This window comes from Paenibacillus glycanilyticus (assembly GCF_023715145.1).
GTDB classification, from domain to species: domain Bacteria; phylum Bacillota; class Bacilli; order Paenibacillales; family Paenibacillaceae; genus Pristimantibacillus; species Pristimantibacillus glycanilyticus_A.
On sequence record NZ_JAMBNP010000083.1, the window covers coordinates 1 to 257 of the forward strand.

Annotated in this window: 1 rRNA gene; it reads right to left on the bottom strand. The window is 50.2% G+C overall.

The features are described 5' to 3' along the window. Window positions 1-171: 171 nt before the first annotated feature. A 16S ribosomal RNA gene (locus M3194_RS31075) occupies window positions 172-257 on the bottom strand; the annotation flags it as partial.

Here is a 257-nt window from a genome sequence, read left to right on the forward strand (position 1 = left end):
ATGGGAACGCGTGGTTCCCCTCCGCCATCGCCACCAAACGGATGACTTGCAGAAAGATTTTCAATTCTCTCGAATTGCTCTTTCAAAACTGACAACGAGCTGCGACTACTGCCTGTAGTTTGGAAGCAATGCTTCCTATCTGATCATCATCGTGATCAGGTATTTCCTTAGAAAGGAGGTGATCCAGCCGCACCTTCCGATACGGCTACCTTGTTACGACTTCACCCCAATCATCTACCCCACCTTCGACGGCTGGC